Annotated in this window: 11 protein-coding genes, 1 tRNA gene and 1 pseudogene; 9 read left to right on the top strand and 4 right to left on the bottom strand. The window is 66.9% G+C overall.

Annotation, left to right across the window (positions count from 1 at the left end; genetic code table 11):
* Positions 1-11: 11 nt before the first annotated feature.
* From ACFY0P_RS44490 to ACFY0P_RS44480, 3 genes are all read left to right on the top strand, one after another.
* Positions 12-704, top strand: coding sequence for a hypothetical protein (locus ACFY0P_RS44490; RefSeq protein ID WP_388927468.1), 693 nt, complete (start codon positions 12-14; stop codon positions 702-704).
* A gap of 514 nt (positions 705-1218) precedes the next feature.
* Positions 1219-1292, top strand: a tRNA-Met gene (locus ACFY0P_RS44485).
* Positions 1293-2176: 884 nt separating this feature from the next.
* Entirely contained in the window at positions 2177-3196 is a 1020-nt protein-coding gene (locus tag ACFY0P_RS44480) for a cytochrome P450 (protein WP_388927465.1), read from the top strand.
* A gap of 923 nt (positions 3197-4119) precedes the next feature.
* Here ACFY0P_RS44480 and ACFY0P_RS44475 read toward each other — a convergent pair.
* Together ACFY0P_RS44475 and ACFY0P_RS44470 are read right to left on the bottom strand one after the other, a co-directional pair.
* Positions 4120-5028 (bottom strand): TRAP transporter substrate-binding protein, encoded by a 909-nt coding sequence (locus ACFY0P_RS44475; RefSeq protein WP_388927462.1) that lies wholly within the window; start codon positions 5026-5028, stop codon positions 4120-4122.
* 323 nt (positions 5029-5351) lie between these two features.
* A complete protein-coding gene (locus ACFY0P_RS44470) occupies positions 5352-5777 on the bottom strand; it encodes a hypothetical protein (protein WP_388927459.1) in 426 nt (141 codons plus the stop codon).
* On the opposite strand from ACFY0P_RS44470, the gene ACFY0P_RS44465 reads away from it, so the two are divergent.
* Both ACFY0P_RS44465 and ACFY0P_RS44460 read left to right on the top strand, forming a co-directional pair.
* Complete coding sequence (locus tag ACFY0P_RS44465) at positions 5764-5985, top strand: hypothetical protein (protein ID WP_388927456.1); 222 nt, start codon at positions 5764-5766, stop codon at positions 5983-5985. The two genes, ACFY0P_RS44470 and ACFY0P_RS44465, sit on opposite strands and share 14 nt — an antisense overlap.
* Before the next feature lie 498 nt (positions 5986-6483).
* Positions 6484-6759 carry a hypothetical protein gene (locus ACFY0P_RS44460; RefSeq protein WP_388927453.1) on the top strand — a complete coding sequence of 92 codons (276 nt, stop codon included), beginning with the start codon at positions 6484-6486 and terminating at the stop codon, positions 6757-6759.
* A gap of 741 nt (positions 6760-7500) precedes the next feature.
* Here ACFY0P_RS44460 and ACFY0P_RS44455 read toward each other — a convergent pair.
* Positions 7501-8088 (bottom strand): NADPH-dependent FMN reductase, encoded by a 588-nt coding sequence (locus tag ACFY0P_RS44455; RefSeq protein WP_388927450.1) that lies wholly within the window; start codon positions 8086-8088, stop codon positions 7501-7503.
* A gap of 86 nt (positions 8089-8174) precedes the next feature.
* Here ACFY0P_RS44455 and ACFY0P_RS44450 point away from each other — a divergent pair, with 86 nt between their 5' ends.
* The 3 genes and pseudogenes from ACFY0P_RS44450 to ACFY0P_RS44440 all read left to right on the top strand — a co-directional run.
* The gene (locus ACFY0P_RS44450) at positions 8175-8663 is read left to right on the top strand and encodes a MarR family winged helix-turn-helix transcriptional regulator (RefSeq protein ID WP_388927447.1); all 489 of its coding nucleotides are present in this window, start codon (positions 8175-8177) and stop codon (positions 8661-8663) included.
* A gap of 196 nt (positions 8664-8859) precedes the next feature.
* On the top strand, positions 8860-10155 hold the full coding sequence (locus ACFY0P_RS44445) for a transposase (protein ID WP_388927444.1): 1296 nt from the start codon (positions 8860-8862) through the stop codon (positions 10153-10155).
* Positions 10043-10288: pseudogene (locus ACFY0P_RS44440) on the top strand (transposase); the annotation flags it as partial. The gene ACFY0P_RS44445 and the pseudogene ACFY0P_RS44440, both read left to right, overlap by 113 nt.
* 217 nt (positions 10289-10505) lie before the next feature.
* On the opposite strand, the gene ACFY0P_RS44435 reads toward ACFY0P_RS44440, so the two are convergent.
* Complete coding sequence (locus ACFY0P_RS44435) at positions 10506-11219, bottom strand: hypothetical protein (RefSeq protein ID WP_388927441.1); 714 nt, start codon at positions 11217-11219, stop codon at positions 10506-10508.
* 521 nt (positions 11220-11740) lie between these two features.
* Between ACFY0P_RS44435 and ACFY0P_RS44430 the strand changes: the two genes are divergently transcribed.
* Positions 11741-12182 (top strand): winged helix-turn-helix domain-containing protein (locus ACFY0P_RS44430; RefSeq protein ID WP_388927438.1); only part of this gene is annotated, 442 nt, incomplete at its 3' end.

The raw sequence follows: 12182 nt of genomic DNA, 5'->3' as shown, positions 1-12182 counted from the left end.
TGGTTCCGCTGATGACCGCGACCGATCAAGCCGCGTCCTCATCTCTCACAGGCGCCGGCGTGGTGTCGGTCTGCGCACTGCTCTTCACCGTCGCGTCGTTCTGGTGGCTCAACGCCAGGCAAGGGCGACTGAAGACGTGGGAGCCCCATGCCTTCGCAGCGATCATCCACTCATCCACGGCCCGCCTGCGACTCCCGCTCGTCCTTCACAACACCGGCCCCAAGCCGATCGTCGTACAGGACCTCATCCTGACCTTCCCCGACGAGCCCGCTTCTCACCTGCCGCTGCTGTGGGTGTCCTCACCGTCTCGCCTGCAGCCGGGGCCCGACGAGGATGCGAAGCTGCCGGCCGGCTTCGTTGTGCCAGGGAGAGAAGCCCAACAACTCGTCATCGAGTTCGAGGCACCCTTCTCCGGGTTCATGCCCGAAGCCCGTGACTACAAGGTCCAGCTGCAAGCGAGGGTCGGCCACCGCAAGGGGTGGCGCCGCCTGCTGACGTTCACCCTGCGGGCCGCCAACATCATCGATCCGGATCGCTACACCGTCTACGACAACGCACCGGTCGAGCTGACGAAAGAAGACCAAAAAAGAGCGGACGCCGCGCTCATCGAGCTACTGGAAGAGCAAGGGAACGGCTCCGCTCCGGGCGGCAGGAGGCAGCGGAATTCTTCGAATGACGATGGCGACGCCGGCACGAGCCGCTGATGCAGCACCCGCCGGCCGACCGCGTGCCTGAGGCGAGCACGAGATCACGGTTGCTGCGGGGATCCGCCCAGCCCGAGCACTCGTACTGGCCGGGCCCCTGGTGCTGCCGCCGGTCACCACGCCGGGCGCCTTCCCCGACCACCGGGCAGGCGTCGCCAGCGGGTGTCCCCGCCGCCGGCGTCCCTGCCAGCGTCCCCGCCAAGGGCGTAACACTCCCCCGCCCGCTGTGTCGACTTCTTCCGTGCGTCAACGACTCCGCTGGTAGGCCCGCAGCTGGAAGTCGCCGTAGCTGTTGTCGAACGGCCAGGACGGCCTGAACCATCTGTCCTGGTCGCCGCGGGTGATCAGGACGGTGTCGTCGCCCAACGGAGGAGGTCGATGTGCACCACCCGGTCGTCGACCACGAGTCACATCGGGAGCCCTTCCCAGGCCGTGGTGTCCAACCCGATGCGCGGATTGGTCGTGGGCCGCATGACTACAGGTGTCTGGGGGCGGTGTAGAGTGGCGGGACCGACGCGGGGTGGAGCAGCTCGGTAGCTCGCTGGGCTCATAACCCAGAGGTCGCAGGTTCAAATCCTGTCCCCGCTACGAGAGTCGAGGGGTCCGGCAGTCGCCGGGCCCCTCGACGCATCTGCCGTGAGGAAGTGCTGCTCCGGCATCTGCCCCCTCTTCAAGCGGTGTGTATGGCGACACCGGTGCTGCGACGAGTCTTCACACTCCGATTCCTGATTCCGTTGTGGACCCTTGCGGGCGGCCCGTCCATGACGTGAATGAGTGCCCGTACACCCGCGTGCAGCCGACAGAACCCTCGACAAGTCCCATCGTTGCAGCTCAGGAGCGCCCTCCGCTTATTTGATCAAGCCTCGGACAGCCCACCTGATGAAAGCGCGAGGCTGATCAACGCGCTCACCGTGCTGCCGACCACGACCGGCGTACTGGTGTCGTACGGAGCCGGGCGTTACCGGTGGATCCGCGTCCGGAACGGCGGCAGAGGGAACGCGCCGCGTTCCACCTCGTCCCTAGACCCGTCGCCCTGCCATCGGCTGCCGGCACGGCGGCCGATCGCGGACCGGTTGTGCGAGGCGGTCGGCCCTGTCCGTCTTGCTGAGGAGAACGAGGCTTCAGCCTCGCCTCGTTCCGTCCGGATGCGTTCCCGGTTCCCCCACCGGAGCGCCGCAGGCCTCTACGGGGAATCCAGGCGGTACCCACCCCGGTATGGGACCGGCTTAGCGTGACGGCCTCACGGGCCGCCGATCTGTGGGACCCGGGCGCCGCAAAAGACAGGTAGCTTTTGAAAGGGTGGAACGTTCATGGGTTCTGCTGTCCCTCTCCTTGAGGGGATTGATCCTTACGGGATCCAAGTGCTGCGGGAGCCTGCGAGCACCTACGGGCACATACGAGAGGCAGGGCCTGTGGTCTACTCTCATGAACGAGAGGTCTGGCTCGTAGGCCGCTACGACTCAGCGTGTCGTGTGCTGCGCGATCACCGGGAGTTCCGCTCCGGGCTCGGTGCGGGCTACACCCGGGTGCCGGAGCACGGAAACAACTACCCTCTGGTCGACAGCGATCCACCCCGTCACACACGCGTACGGCGTTCTGTGCAAAAGGAGTTCGGCCGTGAAGCGATGGAACGGCTTCGTCCCGTGGTCCGTGCGACCGCCGTCGGACTGGTGGAGGCTGCTGCTGCGGCCGGACAGATCGACGCTGTCTCCTTCTTCGCCTCGCCGCTGCCCGATCTGTCCACGCGACTGCTCACCGGTATCGAGCCGCCCGATTCCCTCCGCATGCGGGTCTGGGCCAACGCAGTGGGCCAACTCCACGGCCCCGACCTCGACCCCCGTGAGGGGAACCTGGTTTCTCAGGCGTTCAACTGGCTGTTGGATGAGGGCGTTCCGGCCCTGCCGAAGCACTGCATGGGGCGTCGCGTCATGGAGGACGGCGGGATGAACGGAGCCCTGGCGGAATCCGAGCGGCTGACGACGCTCTTCTCGCTCTGGTTGGCCGGCGTCGATTCTTCGAGCGGTCTCATCGGTAACGCCGTGAATGCCTTCGCCGAGTTTCCCGAGGAGTGGGACGCTGTGCTTGCCGACCCCGGCCTGATTCCGAACGCCGTGGAAGAAGTGCTGCGCTGGGACTCGCCGTTGCGCTCGGTCTATCGCCGTACGACCGCCGACGTGGACATTGATGGGGTTGTCGTCCCCGCCGACGCAGACGTGTGCGTGCTCATACCCCCCGCCAATCGAGACCCGCGCAGGTTCACGGATCCGGACCGCCTGGACATCAGCCGCGTCGACGCCAAAGCCCATCTGGCCCTCGGCACATCAATCCATCTGTGTGTCGGTGCTCCCCTGGCCAGGATGCAAGCGATCGAGCTTCTGACTGCTTTGGCCCGCAGGGTCCGGCGCATCGAACGGACCGCGCCTGCAGTGCGCGCGGCCAGCCAGACGATGAGCAAGTTCGAGTCGTTGCCGGTGCGGCTCGTCGCCGGCTGACCCCCTGGATCCGGGACCACATGCGTACCGCGGCAACGCGCGCCCCGACGACGTCACTGCACCTTTGGCACGTCCGCTACCGGGTAAGGCACGGAAGGCCTCGCCGGGCCGGACATCCCCCTGCAAGCCCGACGACCCGGTCGTCCGGCTGCCGGACCGGCCGGCCGCCGGTCCGTGGATGGTGCCGTGGTCGCGGGCAAACCGGCGGGCCTCTCCGGCCGCTCCGGTGACCTGGCGCGGCCACAACGCGTGCCACCCACTCCATCCGAGGCCAAGTCAGGCACAGCCGCCAGCGACCCGCCAACCGGTCGTAGACGGCGTCGCGGACCTGCTCCGCGCGACCGTCCGCCGGCGCCGTCTTCATCTGCCTGGCCCACACGAGGGCGAGGTACATCTGCACCACCGGCATCTGCGACGGCAGCAGCTGAACCGGCTGGGGTGTAGCTCCTTTGGAGGGACCGGCTGAGCTGCGACTTCGGCAGACCGATCCCGCGACGTACAGCTGCTGGTTGGTCGACCACCACAGGTGACTCCACCAGCCGTCACCAAGATGGGCTGGATGGTCGCCGCTGGAGAGTGCGGGGCGTCCAGAAGGATCACGTATCACTTGCGAGTCCGCAGGCCCGCGCTGGTGAGGCGGTCCCTCCCGAGGCGCTGCACCCATGGCACAACCCTCGCGCCTGCCAGCAGGGCCCGCTGCTCCGCAGTTCCCCGCAGGCAGACTCCTGCCGTCAGAACCCCGGCTTCGTGTTGGTGGCAGACACTGCCCTCCCCTCGGGTCCCGGTGGTCGCCGAAGGCGATCCTGTCCGCGGCAATCGTCTCCCTGCCCGCCGGATCGTTCGGGAAGGCTCAGCCGCCGGTCAACCCCGAATCGTGCGAACCAAGGCCGTCCGCGGGTCCCGCTCAGGAAGGCCCAGGGGCATCAGCAGTGAAGGGCGGGTTCCGGCTTCGCTCCCTTCACCAGCGACTTCACCGGCGTGAACAGCTTGCCGGTCTGGGGATCGTGCTCCAGCCGGGTGTCAACCGGAGCGACGGCCACACGGTACGCCGCGAGCTGCGCCGCATTGGCTTCCCCGACGACCAGCCCTCCGGCGCAGAGTTGGGCGAGTTCATCCGCATCTTCTGCCTGCAGTTCCGACATCGTGTCCTCGAAGGCGGCGGACGCGGCCTGGGTGAGCGCCTGGCGTTGTTCGGGACTCAGGCGCTTCAGCGCGGTGTCACTGATGAAGGGGACGACCATGCGGGGCCACAGCACCAGATTCCCTGTGAGGTACTTCTTGGAAGAGACGTAGCCTTCGTGGTTGAAGGAGGCGATCGAGGACTCGATGCCGTCCATGTCGCTGACCGACCCGGACAGCGGATACCAGCGGGTGCGTGCGCCCAGAGCGTGGAAGGTGTCGTCTGCCAGTTTCGACTGTGCCACGCCGACGAGCCGCCCGTGCAGACCGGTGGGGGTCGGGGCCGAGCGACTCGCCGTGAACAGGTAGCGAAACTGGCCCGGGAGCAGGCCGAGGCCGGTGATCCCCGGGACGCTCAGTGCGGTGCCCAGCCGCTTGTAGAGGGGGCTCTTGAGCAGCCGTTCCTGGGCTGCGTAACTGGTGATCAGCTCTGGCGCGCTGAGTATCCGCACGGGGCCGGGGAAGGCCCGCGTGCCTGCTACCCCCAGATCCGCTTTGCCCGCCTGGACGTCCGCGATCGTGCCGTCCTCGTAGGCGAGCTGGCCCGTCCGCCAGTTGAGCTTGGTGTCGATCTGCAGGGATCCCCCGGTCGCCTCTCCGACCCGTTGGATGAACCTCTCCACCGAAGACGCGGTGCCGTAGGGCACGGCCATCGTCAGATGGACCACCTTGGGGGACGCTCCCGCCGAGTCGGATGTGGACCGCTGCGCCTTCGGCGCGCCCGACGTGCAAGCGGCGAGCGCCAGCAGGGGCGCGAGCAGCAGCGCCGGGACTCCCAGGATCCTTCTCACCTTGACACCTCCTTGCGCCCTCGGGCGCTCCCTCGTTCACAGTGCGGTCACCGCGTCCTGCGCAGGTTCGCCCGTCCGCGCCGTGCCGGGCACTCCGACAGTCCCCGAAGCGCCAAGTCGTGCAGCAGGAGCGCGGACGCCTCGTTCAGCAGCTGCGCGTCGTCCACTTCCACAAGGATCTGCGCTCATCGGAACTTGACGGTCCGGAGCATGCCTTCGAACCGTGTGACGGCGGCCGAAGGATCCTGGACCTGAGTGAGATCTATCGAGGTCCATGCCACCAGTGGCCTGCTGGGAGCGTCGATGACGACCACTCGGAGTTCGTAGTCGGGCTGGAGGCCGAAGCAGTCCTTGTCGGGATCCGCAGCGGCCGTCGGGCAGCCGAGCGATCCGTCCATCGGTTCATTGGTGGTGCCGGTCAGCAGTGTGGCGGCGCGACCACCGACGGTCGTGGGCTTCTCATCCTGCCAGTTCGCGTGATATCCGGCCTGATCATGAAGGAATGCCACGTAGCCCTGGTAGGTGGCAGGCGGTTTTTCGGGCCTACCACTGCCCCCCGGCCGGTACACGACCGCGGGCAGCAGGAACCGGACCTTGTTGCTCGACTTCACCCACGTCAGGAAGGTGCGCGTGTCCGATACCGGCAGCGCTCCCAGTGAGGCGGGGACGGTGATCGTGAGCGGCGTCGCGAAGGACCGGCTGGTGTACGTGCGCGATGCTGCTGCCGAATGCGAGGGCTTGGCGGCTCGTTCTGCGCCGCCACCGCAGGCCGCCACAGCGAGTAGAGCGCACGAGCCCACAGTGGAAACCACTGATTGACGAGCGCGCGTACGCCTCATCCGGCCACCCCCAAGGTCGTGACGTACAACTTTGGGGTCGCTGCATCGGTCGCGGCAAGAGCGAAGACGGGAAGACCGATCGGCACGGTCTCGGTGCTTCACGGGTGATCACCCAAACGTCGTGTCCCAGATACGCATGGACGGCCGGCGGCACGCACGATGAGTGACCGAGCCCGCCTCCGGAGCGTGCAATGCTCGACGTACGATGCCGACATGCACTCGGACCGCCCCCGGGGCGTTCACGCCCTCCTGCTCAACGGCACGGCCGGTGTGGGTAAGACGACCATTGCCGAGGCGGTGGGTGATCTTCTCGCCGACTCAGGGTCCCTCATGTCGTGCTCGACCTCGACTGGCTGAGCAATTCATGACCCGCACCTCCTGGTGACACGGGTTCAACTTCGGCATGCTGCTGCGGAACTTTCGGAGATTCGCCGGTCACCACCTTGATGCGGGAGCGACGCGCCTCGTACTCACCGCCGTGATCGAGGAACAGGATGAGCGGAAGCAACTGGCCGATGCCGTAGGTGTTGATCTCACAGTGCGCCGGCCCCAAGCCGAACTTCCGGTCATCCGCTGGCGCTTGGCCGGTCGCCACGGCCGCGAGCCTGCAACGCTGCAACGGCACCTGAATCGATCCGGCGAGTTGGACGGAATCCTCGGCCGGACTGGAGTCGAGGACTTCACCGTCGATACCACTGCGGCCCTCGACGCTTACGTCGCCGCATCCGTGGTCAACGCGGCTGGCTGGCAGTGACCCCCCGGATTGCAGGACCGTGCCGCCGGGGGATCACCCCGTCATGAAAACGGAGGCGCTGGAGGATCTCCTTTTCCCGGGCCTGCGCCTAATGGTGCGGCCGGTCGTGGCGGTCGATGACACCTTGGTCATTGACGCAGCGGGGTGCGGACCGCCGGGAAGGTGGCCACAGTGTCCACAGTGCGAGCGTCCTGCCACCCGGGTTCGCAGCCGCTATCGGCGCCGCATCGTTGATCGCAGAAAACCGACGCACACTGAGATGGACGATCATCGTGTGCCCGCCGACGGGCAACCCGGCATGACGCGGCACCAGGCCCAATGCCGGTGCTTTACGGGTCTGCGGGTTGGGGTCGTTTGATGCGGATGGCTCGGGTGCCGGTGTGGGTGGGTTGGGGCCAGGTGTGGTGTTCGGCTCGTTTGAGTCGGTAGTTGGACATCTTGCGTTTGACGACACGGGGCTGGCTGCGCAGGCGTCTGGGTGGCAGGAGGCGTTCGAGCAGGTCGTGCTGGAGCAGGACGCGGGCTCTGACCAGCAGCTCAGGGGGTAAAGCTGCCCGGCGTGAGGGTCACGCTGCGCCGGGCGGAGCGCAGGGTTTCGGTGAAGGAGACCCGGTCGGGATCCAGGCCCCGGGTGGCGGTGGTTCTGACCATCAGCTCCCGCAGCGCGTGGTGGACCAGCAGGTGCGCCCAGATCTGCTGCAGGACAAGCGTCCTGTCACGTGATCGGTCACGAACTGGGCCTCATGCAGCCGTGGGCGTCTGCGTCTTGGCCTGGCGCACCCCGCGCAGGGCGCCGGACCAGGCGATCACCTGGTCGAGCATGTCGCCCACGGCGGTGTCGAGGCCCTCCTGGGGGACGAAGGTGCCGGTGTGGAACGAGGGATGTGTCGAGATGGTGGGCTGGGCGCGGACCGTGGCCACCTGGAGTTCGGCGAGGACGAGCCGCAGCGCCTCGGCGGCCCGGGCCCCGGCGACCCAGCCGCCGTAGCTGATGATCCCGGCGGCCTTGTCGTTCCACTCCCGGTAGACGTAGTCCAGGGCGTTCTTCAGGGCTCCGGGGTAGGAGTGGTTGTACTCGGGGACGAGGAAGACGTAGCCGTCGAAGCTGTCGATGAGTGCGCCCCAGGCGCGGGTGTGGCCGTGCTGGTACTGCTGGAAGTTCGGGTTGCCGGGCTCGTCGAGGTTGCCCAGGTCGTGGTCGGCGAGGTCGATGAGTTCGTAGTCGGCTCCACCATGGGCACGGGCGGCCTCCAGTGCCCAGGCGGCGATCTGGTCGCCGCGGCGTCCGGGGCGGGTGCTTCCGAGGATGACTGCGATGCGAAGTGGCATGGCTTCCTTTCGGGGAGTTGTCACGTCAACTCTAGGTTGAAGGGAGTTGAAGTGACAACTCTGCTGGTCGCGGTATCCTCGGCGACATGAGGGAGACTCGATCGCTGGAACCCGAGGAGTGGGAGTTCTGGGATACCTGGATGCGCGCGCAGCGCCTGCTCACCAGGGAGCTGGAGCGTGGTCTACAGCATGACTGCGACATCTCGAAGGCCGAGTTCAGCGTGCTGGTGACGCTGTGGCGGGCCGCCGGCCGCGAGATGCGTGTCGGCGAGCTGTCCGAGTCGCTCGACTGGGACAAGAGCCGCGTCTCACATCAGCTGACGCGCATGGAAAAACGCGGCTTCGTCAAGCGCACCCAGTACGGGGCCGATGGTCGCCGCGCGGGGATCGGGCTGACCGCCGAGGGGCGCCGGGCCGCCCAGAGTGCCATCCTCGTGCACGGTGGCAACATCCGCCGCCACTTCCTCGACTCACTGACCCCCGAGCAGGCATCAGTCATCCGGGCATGGAGCGAGCAAGCAGTCGATCGCCTGGAGCCGCACCGCAGCGAGGCTGCCAGCGACGGCGCGTCCTAAACCCAATGCCGTGACTCTGCTGGTGATCTTGTCCGGGGTGCTGACGGTGGGGCCGTCGGATGGTTCGCTGGAGGAGTGCGGTGGCCTCGAATTTTGGGGTGTGGGGGCAGTGTCGTTACGGCCGGGGAGTTTCCAGCGGATTCCGGTGAGGACGGTGCGAACAGCTCGGGCGGCGTGCCCGAAGGGCACTGCAGCGATGCTTATCCGGGACCGGCTCGATGTCCTGTTCGAGGACGACGCGTTCGCCGGTGTGTATCCCGCCGACGGCAAGCCGGGGCTGTCTCCCGGACAGCTGGCGCTGGTGTCGGTGCTGCAGTTCGCGGAGAACCTCTCCGACCGCGCGGCGGCGGACGCCGTCCGCACCAGGATCGACTGGAAGTACGCCCTCGGCCTTGAGCTGGAGGATCCGGGGTTCGACCACTCGGTACTGTGCGAGTTCAGGGCCCGCCTGGCCGAACGGGACGGCGCCAATGATGAGTTGCTGCAGCTGATGCTGGACCGCCTGATGGAGGCCGGCCTGCTCAGGGCCAGGGGCCAGCAGCGTACCGATGCCACCCATGTGCTGGCCGCGGTTCGCACCCTCAGCCGCCTGGAACTGGTCGGGGAGACGCTGCGGGCGGCGCTTGAGGAACTGGCCGAGGCCGCCCCTGCCTGGCTGACTCCGCTGATCGAGCCCGAGTGGACCAAGCGATACGGACGCCGGGTGGAGATCGGCAAGCTGCCGGGCGGGAAGGCAGCCGTGACCGCCCGGGCCGAGGAATTCGGCAGGGACGGGCAGAAGATCCTCACCACAGCCTGGGCCTCCAACGCCCCACCTCACCTCCGGCTGCTGCCACAGGTGGAGATCCTCCGCCAGGTCTGGGTCCACCACTTCTACTGGGACATGGACGGAGCCCTGCGCTGGCGTGACGGCCACGCCCTGCCGCCCGCCTCGCTGCGGTTCGACTCCCCGTATGACACCGACGCGCACTACTGCGTCAAACGGGACACCGCATGGAGCGGATACCGGACGCATTTCACGGAAACCTGCGACGAAGAGCGCCCCGAGTTGGTGGTCCATGTCGCCACCACCATCTCCACCGTCCAGGACATCGAGATGACCGACACCATCCACGACGAGCTCGCCGAGCGGCAGTTGCTGCCCGCCGAGCATGTCGTCGATTCCGGCTACATCTCCCCGGCACGCGTCGAGCGGGCGCAGCGGGTGCACGGCATCGCTCTGCTCGGCCCGGTCGTCGCCGACCACAGCAGCCAGGCCAAGGCCGGTGCGGGCTTCGGCAAGGCGGCCTTCACCATCGACTGGGACAACGAGCAGGCGATCTGCCCACGGGGCCACGACTGTGTCCTGGACCGAGCTGAGGATCAAGGGGAACACCTATCTGCAGGCTCGGTTCGCCGAGGCAGACTGCCGGTCCTGCCCGGACCGCACACAGTGCACGTCCTCCGCGACCCGCCCCCGCTCGATAACAGTGCTGCCCCGGCCTCTACATGAGATCCAGACGCGAAACCGGCTCGACCAGCAGACCGAGCAGTGGCAGGACCGTTACGCGATCCGCGCCGGTATCGAGGCCACCCTTTCGCAGAACGTCCGGGCCCACGGACTGCGCCGTTCCCGCTACCCCGGCCTGGCCCGGACCCACGTCCAGCACGTCCTCACTGCGATGGCCTGCAACGTCGCCCGCGTCGCCGACTGGATCGACACCACGCCCAGAACACGACGCCGAGCCACGCACTTCCGCACTCTGTGCTCAGCCCACCGCATGACCTGCCCAACATCACCAGCAGAGTCACCGGCATTGGGGCTAGGTCAGTTACACAAGCGGTGCCACGGCCATGGGTTGCTCAAGCGCTGTGACGGAGGGGCAGTACGGCGAGATCCATATCGACGCGGAAACCGACTTCCTTCAAGGGGCGGTCATCTTCGGGCTGCCCGAAGCGGGTTCGCGCCCATGTGCTCCCAACGTCACGGAAAATGTGATTGCTTTTCCGGTCTATGAGGACCCAGTGGGTGCCGTAGGTATAGGGCCGTACGTGGTCGCGCATGACGGCCCACAGTCGGTCAAGGAAGTTGGCGACCGTCGCGCCCTCAGCCAGTGGGAATTCGGTTTTGAAGTCCCGGAAGTCTGGGTGGATGGCGCTCAGATCGACCGATAGCATGCGATTGGCGATGCCTTCGTGAACACCGGCGATTGCCTGGTCCACCAGCTGTGTGACCTGCTGCGGGGTGACTGTCTGGGACAACGTGGTGGGAATCACGTCTTCCAAGGTGTCCCGCACGACTGCTTTCAGTAGTTCGGCGTTTGTCACGGAGCCATGGCGCATACCGTCCACGTAGGCGGTGACTGAAACATGCTCGGGAAAGTCGCCCGGTGCGTACAGCACTTCTGGCTTCTTCCATAGAATGGAGAAGAAGGCTCCGGATACTAGAACCGGGAAGGTAACCGCAAATATTGCGAGAGCTCCCTGAACCCAGCCATTCGACAGCGCGGCCGCAATACCCACCGTGGTCTCGGACAATCCGAGAAAGAGGGAGATGATCCACAGGGGATTGAGCACCCTGGGTAGCGTATGCATCGGTACGTCCCGCTCACTCGGCATCCCGCCAGCATGCCAGGATGCCGAAGCTGCCGAGCCCTGAACGTCGAGGTTCCCGGCCAGTTCCGTCCGCGCGGTCGAACACGCACCCGGCTCCATACTGTTGGCCACCACCAACCAGCCGCACCCGAGCGACTGGTTCGCACCCCAAGCCAGCCCGATCCTGCCCGGCCAGGTGGCTGACAGCATACGCACCGCTCTCAGCGACGGCTGGACGCCCGAGGGCCCCGGCTCACCATTCCACCTCGACCAGTCGGCAGGCTTCGTTCCGTCCCACTGGATCACCCCGCGCTCAAGGACTCACCGCCCCAGCGATCGGTGAGTCCTTCTGCTTTCCGCTCCCCCACTTTCCCCACTTAGTTAACTTCGTGAACCAACTCGGGCGAAGAGCAGCGGTGGGGAAAACTCGGGCTCTAGAGATCTTTAATGGTTGGGGTTACGGGGGTCGTGACGGTTTTCGTGGGCCGCGCTATGCCAGAGAGATGAGGTATCCCGATGGCGGTGGGCTGACGGCCGAGGAGCGGGATCGGCGTGAGCAGGTCCGGCTCGGCGCGGCTGACTTGATCGAGGCCGGGGCCAGTAACGGGGAGGTGGCTCGGCGGTTCAGGGTGACCAGGATGTCGGCGAACCGTTGGCGTCGGGCCTTGGCCACGGGCGGCCGCCAGGCGCTGGTCTCCAAGGGGCCCGGTGGCGCCAGATGCAAGCTCGATACCGACCAGCTACGCGTGCTGGAGGCGGTGTTGGAGGTCGGTCCGGCTGCGTCGGGCTGGAGTGACCAGTGCTGGACGCTGGTCCGCATCGGCGAGATCGTGCGGCGCCGGTTCGGGGCCGAGTACACCCTGGCCGGGCTGGATCTGCTGCTGCACCGCATTGGCTGGAGCGTGCAGGTCCCGGCCCGCAAGGCCACCGAGCGGGACGAGGCGA

Source organism: Streptomyces sp. NPDC001714 (assembly GCF_042892755.1).
In the GTDB taxonomy this organism is placed as follows: domain Bacteria; phylum Actinomycetota; class Actinomycetes; order Streptomycetales; family Streptomycetaceae; genus Streptomyces.
Note: the sequence above shows the minus strand (reverse complement) of the source record. Positions and strands in the feature narration are given on the sequence as shown.

Coding starts and splice junctions, on each gene's coding strand:
- ACFY0P_RS44475 (WP_388927462.1), bottom strand. CDS start 5,028: ATGGCCGTGCCCTACGGCACCGCGTCTTCGGTGGAGAGGTTCATCCAA.
- ACFY0P_RS44450 (WP_388927447.1), top strand. CDS start 8,175: ATGAGGGAGACTCGATCGCTGGAACCCGAGGAGTGGGAGTTCTGGGAT.
- ACFY0P_RS44455 (WP_388927450.1), bottom strand. CDS start 8,088: ATGCCACTTCGCATCGCAGTCATCCTCGGAAGCACCCGCCCCGGACGC.
- ACFY0P_RS44490 (WP_388927468.1), top strand. CDS start 12: ATGACCGCGACCGATCAAGCCGCGTCCTCATCTCTCACAGGCGCCGGC.
- ACFY0P_RS44445 (WP_388927444.1), top strand. CDS start 8,860: ATGCTTATCCGGGACCGGCTCGATGTCCTGTTCGAGGACGACGCGTTC.